Consider the following 7,542-nt stretch of genomic DNA (forward strand, 5'->3'; position numbering starts at 1 on the left):
GGACGATGAGCCAGAATATATCCCTGTTGACCCGTGCCTGCGCCCTTGATGCCGAGGATCCGCTGGCCGGATACCGGTCACGGTTTGAGGGCCACGACGACCCTGACATCGTCGCCTACCTGGACGGAAATTCCCTGGGCCGGCCCCTCACCGACACCCTTGGGCGCCTTGAGTCCTTTGTGCGGGAGCAGTGGGCCGGCAGGCTGATCCGGGGGTGGGACGAGGGCTGGCTTGAGCTGCCGGAGCAGGTGGGCGACCTGATTGGACGGGTAGCGCTCGGCGCGGCCGCAGGTCAGTGCACGGTCGCTGATTCGACGAGCGTGCTGCTGTACAAACTTGCCCGCGCTGCAGTGGCCACCCGTCCGGGCCGTACCGAAATTGTGGTCGACCGGGACAATTTCCCCACCGATCGTTTCATCATGGAGGGTATCGCCACTGAGCGTGGGCTGCAGCTGCGCTGGGTTGACCTGCAGTACGACGGCGGTGCCACTGCCGCCGACGTCGCCGCCGTCGTTGGCCCGCAGACCGCTCTTGTGGTTCTGAGCCACGTGGCGTACCGGTCGGGGCACCTTGCCGACGTCCCGGCGATTACCGAGGTGGTGCACGACGCCGGCGCGCTGGTCCTGTGGGACCTGAGCCACTCGGTGGGGTCGGTGCCCGCCCAGCTCGACGCCTGGAACGTCGACTACGCGACTGGCTGCAGTTACAAGTACCTCAACGGCGGCCCGGGCGCTCCCGCCTGGGCCTATGTAGCGCAGCGCCATCTCAAGGATTTCCAGCAGCCCATCCAGGGGTGGCTGGGGAGCGCCGATCCATTTGGGATGGGGGCGGATTTCGAGCCGGCCGCCGGCATCCGGCGGATCGTCTCGGGTACCCCGCCGATCATGGGAATGCTGGCGATGCAGGACATGCTGGGCCTGATCGGCGAGGTGGGCATGCCAGCCATCCGGGCGAAGTCCATCGCGTTGACATCCTTCGCCATCGACGCGGTAGAGGAACTGATGGCGGGTTCCGGCGTCGTGATCGCGTCGCCGCGCGACCCACACCAGCGCGGCAGCCACCTCACGATCGACCATCCCGCGTTCCGCGACCTGGTCCCGGAGCTGTGGGCGAAGGGGGTCATCCCCGACTACCGCAATCCGGCGGGCATCCGGTTGGGACTTTCGCCTCTGTCGACGTCCTTCGAGGAAACCTACCGTGGCATCGAGCGGATCGCTGAGAGCCTGCCCCTTCCCTGATCATCCGCCCCTCCGGAGGGGGCGGATGATCAGTTGGGGCGTGCCTGTCGCTGGAGAGCAGGCACATCGGTGAACGGGTCAGGCACCCCCGGCGAACGCGGCTCACAGCGCCAGAAGGTTCTGATGGACGCGAGTCCACCCGTCTTCAATCAGCGCCGAGGCGTTGAACGTGTCCGGAACCAGCATCAGTTCCGCGCCTGGAACGCCCATCCCGAGCTCCGCCGACACGCCAGCACTGCAGCTTGAGGCGGCATGGTCCGGGGAGCCTTCCAGCACCGCGATGAGACAGAGCATCGGTCCGAAGGGAGTTGTCTCGGGCCGACCAGGTGCATAGGCCGCGTAAAAGGTGTAGCCGCTGAATTCGCCGAGAAGGCGCGTCGATCCCGGGTCTAGGTCAGCGATCGCCGCACTATCGCCGGGCGGGATCTTGTCGGCAGTCGCCTGCTCAACCCCGAACACCGAATAGGCAGGGTCGATCGTACTGGAGCACCCGACAAGGAGTGCCAGGACGAGGACCCAGAAAAAGTAAGTGGCGGAGCGGCGCATCACATTCCCCCGTGGATGAAATACCCGCCCCGGTAGGCCGGTGGAAGCAGGCTACCACCGGACATTCACTGCTGCTACAGAAATTCGGAAGAGGCCGGGACTAGCCTTCGCATTCGGCGCAGTACTTGGCGCCGTTCTTCTCGCGGGCAAGCTGGGTGCGGTGCTTCACGAGGAAGCAGGACATGCAGGTGAATTCGTCTTCCCGTTCCGGAATGACGGAGATCAGGAGTTCTTCCTCAAGAACAGCGCCGGGAAGATCAAAGCCCTCGGCGGTGTCACTTTCATCGGTGTCGATGGTGGAGGACTGGGTGGTGGCGCTGCGCTGAGCCTGGATCGCCTCAAGCGATTCATTGACAGGCTGGTCTTCAGGCCTGACGCGTGGTTCGTCGTAGTCAGTTGCCATGCGGGGGTAGCTTCTCCTTCAGTTGTGTGATCAACCAGAGTACAGGGAGCGCCGGCCGTTATTGGCCGGCTTACGCTAATAGCGTTCGGAGTGCACATTAAGTTCCCTGATCGGAGGATCAACTTCCCGCGACAACAGCCGCAAGGCACAGCGTTCGCCGGGCGGGTGATTAGGCTGGGCAGATGGCTACAGTAATTCTCGTGCGGCACGGCCGCACCACAGCAAACGCCGCAGGACTGCTGGCGGGCCGGGCCGCCGGCGTCAACCTGGACGAGGTGGGACGAGACCAGGCGACGCTGACCGGTGACCGGCTTGCGGCCGTCCCCGTGGTCGGTGTCGTGTCCAGCCCCCTGGAGCGGTGCCAGCAGACCGCCCAGCTCATCATGGAACGCCGGTCCGGGGCGCCGCTCGCACCGCCCAATCTCGATCTCAATCTCACCGAATGTGACTACGGCCAATGGCAGGGTCGGACGCTCACCGACCTCGCAACCGAGGCACTATGGTCGGTGGTGCAGTCCCAACCGTCTGCCGTCACCTTTCCGGGTGGCGAATCCATGGCCGCGATGCAGGCGCGGTCTGTTGCAGCAATTCGCCGCCACGATGCTGCCTTCGAGGCCGAGCACGGGCCGGGGGCCGTCTGGGTGGCGGTAAGTCATGGCGACATCATCAAGTCGATCCTCGCCGACGCGCTCGGCATGCACCTTGATCTGTTCCAACGCATCAATGTGGGCCCAGCCTCCGTGTCCATCGTCAACTACGGAACGAGCCGGCCGAGCGTCTACGCGACCAACACCGATGCGGGGGATCTGTCGTGGTTATCGGGCAGTTCGCTCACCGGCGATGCGCCAGTGGGCGGCGGCGCGGGGCAACGGGCACCACGAACCTGATACGCCTAAAATAGACGTATGCCTACTAAAGTTCACGAATTCACCTGGCCCGATCGGGTCGTCGTCGGCACGATCGGCCTTCCGGGGGCCCGTACCTTCTACCTGCAGGTCCGCGCAGGGACCCAGATTGTCAGCATCGCGCTGGAGAAGCAGCAGTCGGCTCAGCTCGCCGAGAAGATAGACGAGATTCTCGACCAGCTGATCACGCTTGAGGGCAACCCGTTCAGCATTCCCGCCAGCACCCCCATCGAACTCGTCGACAATGAACAGCTCGAACCCGTCGAGGAGCAGTTCAGAACCGGCGCCATGAGCCTGGGGTGGGATCCCACCACGGTGCAGCTCGTCATCGAGGCCTATCCCATCGCCGAGGTCGAGGCCAATGAGGACGGTACCATCGACGACGAATCGCTCGATCAGCTTGAGGAAGCCGCGGAAATGCTGCGGGTGCGCATACCGGTCGGGACCGCACGCGCCTTTGCCAAACGCACTCGCGAGATTGTTGGCGCCGGCCGCCCCACCTGCCCGCTCTGCGGTGAACCGGTTGACCCCGGTGGGCATAGCTGCGCGCCTTCCGAAGCCTGATGAAGGAACCCGACCTGGTGACCGCCGAGTTGACGCTTACCGGTCGCGTCACGACGGCGTCAAACGCCACCTTCCTCGGCAGCATCGACGATGCGGTGGTCGTCTACAAACCGATCGCGGGGGAGCACCCGCTGTGGGATTTTCCGGATGGCACCCTGGCCCACCGCGAGGTGGCCGCCTACCTGGTCTCAGAGGCTCTCGGCTGGGACGTCGTACCGCAGACCTGGCTGCGTGATGGCCCGATGGGGCAGGGAATGGTCCAGCTCTGGCAGGACCAGGACCCCGACCAGACCGCCGTGGACCTGGTCGACTCCGATGACGTCCCCGAGATCGGCTGGAAACACGTCCTTGAGGGGCGCGACGAGAAGGAACGGCTCGTGACGCTCATTCACGAGGATTCGCTGGCCTTGCGGCGGATGGCCGTGTTCGACGTCGTCGTCAACAACGCCGACCGTAAGGGCGACCACATTCTCGCGATGAGCGGCGGACGCCGGCACGGCGTGGACCACGGTCTCACGTTCCACAGTGAACCCAAGTTGCGCACCATCCTGTGGGGGTGGCTGGGCGATGAGCTGACCGCCGACGAGCTTGACGGCGTCGACCGGGTCAGCGCGGGGCTCCAGGGGGAGCTGGGTCGAACCCTGGGAGATCTCCTGACCGCCGAAGAAATTGCGTCACTCGCTGCACGCTGCGCCCAGCTCCGCAGTGCCGCACGGTTCCCCGCCCCGACCGGTCAGATGCCCGCAATGCCCTGGCCGCTCTTCTAGGAAAGCCGCTGCCACAGGCTTCGCAGGATGTGTCAGGCTGGTCGCATGGATCTTGACCTGTCGCCAACGCTCGTCATTCCTGAGCGCGAACTTGGCTGGCGCTTTTCCAGGTCATCCGGCCCAGGCGGGCAACATGTGAACACCTCAGACAGCCGCGTCGAATTGTCGTGGAACGTCGCCGAATCGTCGGTGTTGTCCGACGACCAACGGACACTGCTGCTCACCCGGCTCGGTCAGCGTCTGGTGGCCGGAACGGTCACCGTCGTGGCGTCCGAACAGCGGTCTCAGCTGCGCAACCGGGAAACAGCGTTACGAAAGCTCGCTGAACTGGTGACTACCGGTCTGGCACCCGATCCACGTCAGCGTCGTGCCACCAGACCTACCCGCGGCTCCGTCCGGCGCCACGTCGCTGCCAAGCAGAGCCGCTCCGCCACCAAACGCAACCGGCGGCGCCCAGCCGCCGAGTAGCGGCACCGCAGAGGTGGACCGCCGAGGACGGCTGATCTTCCCCTCGCACGGCTATAGTTCGGCGTGGGGGAGATGCCAAGGTCTGTCCGCACACATGGGTGCAAATGTACCTTCACTGTCCGTATGTTCCGCTGGCATCTGCCAGGGGTCCGGCCCGGCCTCGTCCCAAGGAAGAATATGACAGCCAGTCCGCGTACCCTGCTCAAGCCAGTGGCATCCCTTTCCATTGCAGCACTGCTGCTCGGATCGTTGACCGCCGGCCCGGCCGTCGCCCAACCCGCGTCCCCCTCCGTTGATGCTCTCCCCTCCGAGGTGGTTGTGCCGGCACCGGTCCTTGACGATCCGACAGCGGAGCAACCCGACCGGTTCATCGTCAAGTTCAAGGACACGGCGCGGGCCAGCTCCGGGAGCCGCACCGATACCGTCGATGTCACCGAGGGTCTCGGCGTCGTGGTCGAGGAACTCCGCCGCACCGGTGACAGCGGCGTCATCCTGGAGGCTGCCGAGGACCTCACCGACGGCCAGATCGAGGACGTTGTCGTGGCTCTCGAAGCCCGGGCCGATGTCGAGTATGCCGAGGTTGATCTGTTCGCCACCACCATGGCCACAGCACCGAACGACTCGCTGTATCCGTTCCAGTGGAGCCTGTTTGAGGCCCCGGGTGGCATGCGCGTCCAGGACGCCTGGGATACATCCGTGGGGACCGGTATTACCGTGGCCGTCATCGACACCGGAAGCACCCCGCACAGCGACCTGGCGGCGAACACCGTCCCGGGCTACGACTTCATCACTGATCCAGCTGTGAGCGTCGACGGCGGCGGGCGCGACCCGGACCCTTCCGATGCCGGTGATGCGTGCGGCGCTGAGACCTCATCCTGGCATGGCACCCACGTCGCCGGTACTATCGCCGCCCAGGCAAATAACACAGCAGGTGTTGCCGGGGTAGCCCACAAAGCCAAGGTGCAACACCTGCGCGTCATGGGTGTGTGTGGTGGATGGCTTAGCGACATTGCCCCCGCCATCATCTGGGCGGCCGGCGGACCCGTCGCCGGGATTCCAGCCAACCCGAACCCCGCGCAGGTGATCAATCTCAGCCTGGGTACAGCCGCGCACTGCGGGACGACCTACCAGAACGCGATCAACTATGCGGTTAGTCAGGGCGTGGTCGTCGTTGCCGCCGCCGGGAACAACGCAGGTGATGCTTTCTTCACCTCGCCGGCCAGCTGTGAGGACGTGATCACTGTCGGCGCCACGAGCCGTGAAGGCGCGCAGGCACCGTATTCGAACTTCGGTTCGGATGTCGATGTGAGTGCCCCGGGCGGGGACTTCACCTTCGGCTACGAGGGCGGCGTCCTTTCCACCTCCAACCAGGGAGCATATTCGCCGGGCGCTGAAGCCTACACTTTCATGCAGGGCACCTCGATGGCTGCTCCCCATGTCTCCGGGGCGGCCGCGCTCATGTTGTCCGTCAACAGGAACCTGACCACCACCCAGGTGGAGCAGACCCTCAAGGACAGCGCCAGGCCACTGCCGGGATCATGTTTCGGTGGATGCGGTACCGGCATCGTCGATGCCAGTGCTGCAGTCAACGCCGTCGCACCCCAGCTGCCTGACGTGGTGGGCGCTGTGCCTACCATCTCCGGTGACCCACGTGTCGGCTCCACCCTGACCGTCGGGGCCGGCTCCTGGGGCCCAACCCCTGTCGCACTGGCCTATCAGTGGCTGCGCAACGGTGCAGCGATCTCCGGTGCCACCGCCATCACTTATCACGCGACGGCCGCTGATGCCGGCAGGAAGCTGAGCGTGAAGGTTACCGGGAGGAAGACCGGCTTCGATTCCGCTACCCGCACGTCAGCCCAGACCGCGGTCATCACCGACCCGGCCAGCGACGTCGTCGCACCGACACCTGTCATCTCGAATTCGGGCACCGCCAAGGTCGGTGTGGCGCTGACCACGACCATCGGGACCTGGAAGCCTGCTCCAACGGTTCTGACCTATCAGTGGTTGCGCGACGGCGCAGTCCTTCCGGGTGCCACCGCGGCCACCTACACGCCGGTCGCAGCTGACCTCGGCAAGACCCTGAAAATCCAGGTCACCGGCAAGAGTGGCTCCCTGGCCTCGACGGTCCGCTCCTCGAGCCCATCGAAAACCGTGTTACCCGGAGTACTCGCAGCCGTGAAGCCCACCGTCAGCGGATTCGCAGCCGTTGGCTACACGCTGACTGCCGCATCGGGCCTCTGGGCTTCCGGCACGACCGTCAGCTACCAGTGGCTGCGTGGTGGTGTGCCGATCTCCGGAGCCCGCTCCATCACCTACCAGCCGGTCGCCGCGGACGCCACCAAGCGTTTGAGCGTGAAGGCTACCGGGGTCAAGGCCGGTTACACCACCAGCTCCAGCACCTCGATCGAAACCGACGCCGTGCCGGTGCCGTTCAAGGATGTTCCGGTCGGAACCCAGTTCCACCAGGAGATGTCCTGGCTGGCCGCCGAAGGAATCAGCACCGGGTGGACCGAAGCCAACGGGACCCGGACTTACCGGCCGCTGACCTCCGTGAACCGGGATGCGATGGCAGCGTTCATGTACCGGATGGCGGGGAGCCCCTCCTACACCGCACCGGCCAGGTCACCCTTCGGGGACGTTTCCACCAACAA

At 65.3% G+C, this 7,542-nt stretch carries 8 protein-coding genes; 6 read left to right on the forward strand and 2 right to left on the reverse strand.

From position 1 onward, the window contains the following. Nucleotides 1-5 precede the first annotated feature (5 nt). Nucleotides 6-1,238: a kynureninase gene (locus tag IWX62_RS11115; protein WP_196841482.1), complete on the forward strand. Its 1,233-nt coding sequence runs from the start codon at nt 6-8 to the stop codon at nt 1,236-1,238. Nucleotides 1,239-1,340: 102 nt separating this feature from the next. Here the strand turns inward: IWX62_RS11115 and IWX62_RS11120 are convergent, their stop codons facing one another. Further along, the gene (locus IWX62_RS11120) at nt 1,341-1,784 is read right to left on the reverse strand and encodes a hypothetical protein (RefSeq protein ID WP_196841483.1); all 444 of its coding nucleotides are present in this window, start codon (nt 1,782-1,784) and stop codon (nt 1,341-1,343) included. A gap of 100 nt (nt 1,785-1,884) precedes the next feature. Beyond that, the gene (locus IWX62_RS11125; protein WP_196841484.1) at nt 1,885-2,187 is read right to left on the reverse strand and encodes a DUF4193 domain-containing protein; all 303 of its coding nucleotides are present in this window, start codon (nt 2,185-2,187) and stop codon (nt 1,885-1,887) included. Nucleotides 2,188-2,369: 182 nt separating this feature from the next. On the opposite strand from IWX62_RS11125, the gene IWX62_RS11130 reads away from it, so the two are divergent. The 5 genes from IWX62_RS11130 to IWX62_RS11150 all read left to right on the forward strand — a co-directional run. Further along, nucleotides 2,370-3,074 carry an MSMEG_4193 family putative phosphomutase gene (locus IWX62_RS11130; RefSeq protein WP_196841485.1) on the forward strand — a complete coding sequence of 235 codons (705 nt, stop codon included), beginning with the start codon at nt 2,370-2,372 and terminating at the stop codon, nt 3,072-3,074. Between the two features lie 18 nt (nt 3,075-3,092). Further along, complete coding sequence (locus IWX62_RS11135; RefSeq protein ID WP_196841486.1) at nt 3,093-3,656, forward strand: DUF3090 domain-containing protein; 564 nt, start codon at nt 3,093-3,095, stop codon at nt 3,654-3,656. Then, a complete protein-coding gene (locus IWX62_RS11140; protein ID WP_196841487.1) occupies nt 3,656-4,423 on the forward strand; it encodes an SCO1664 family protein in 768 nt (255 codons plus the stop codon). The genes IWX62_RS11135 and IWX62_RS11140 overlap by 1 nt, the downstream gene beginning before the upstream one ends. A gap of 45 nt (nt 4,424-4,468) precedes the next feature. Beyond that, entirely contained in the window at nt 4,469-4,891 is a 423-nt protein-coding gene (arfB, locus tag IWX62_RS11145; RefSeq protein ID WP_196841488.1) for an alternative ribosome rescue aminoacyl-tRNA hydrolase ArfB, read from the forward strand. A gap of 177 nt (nt 4,892-5,068) precedes the next feature. Further along, on the forward strand, nt 5,069-7,542 hold a 2,474-nt coding region (locus IWX62_RS11150), incomplete at its 3' end, for a S8 family serine peptidase (RefSeq protein ID WP_196841489.1).

The sequence above is a fragment of the Arthrobacter sp. CAN_A1 genome, assembly GCF_015751665.1.
Taxonomy (GTDB): Bacteria; Actinomycetota; Actinomycetes; order Actinomycetales; family Micrococcaceae; genus Arthrobacter_D.

Coding starts and splice junctions, on each gene's coding strand:
- IWX62_RS11115 (WP_196841482.1), top strand. CDS start 6: ATGAGCCAGAATATATCCCTGTTGACCCGTGCCTGCGCCCTTGATGCC.
- IWX62_RS11120 (WP_196841483.1), bottom strand. CDS start 1,784: ATGCGCCGCTCCGCCACTTACTTTTTCTGGGTCCTCGTCCTGGCACTC.
- IWX62_RS11125 (WP_196841484.1), bottom strand. CDS start 2,187: ATGGCAACTGACTACGACGAACCACGCGTCAGGCCTGAAGACCAGCCT.
- IWX62_RS11130 (WP_196841485.1), top strand. CDS start 2,370: ATGGCTACAGTAATTCTCGTGCGGCACGGCCGCACCACAGCAAACGCC.
- IWX62_RS11135 (WP_196841486.1), top strand. CDS start 3,093: ATGCCTACTAAAGTTCACGAATTCACCTGGCCCGATCGGGTCGTCGTC.
- IWX62_RS11140 (WP_196841487.1), top strand. CDS start 3,656: ATGAAGGAACCCGACCTGGTGACCGCCGAGTTGACGCTTACCGGTCGC.
- arfB (WP_196841488.1), top strand. CDS start 4,469: ATGGATCTTGACCTGTCGCCAACGCTCGTCATTCCTGAGCGCGAACTT.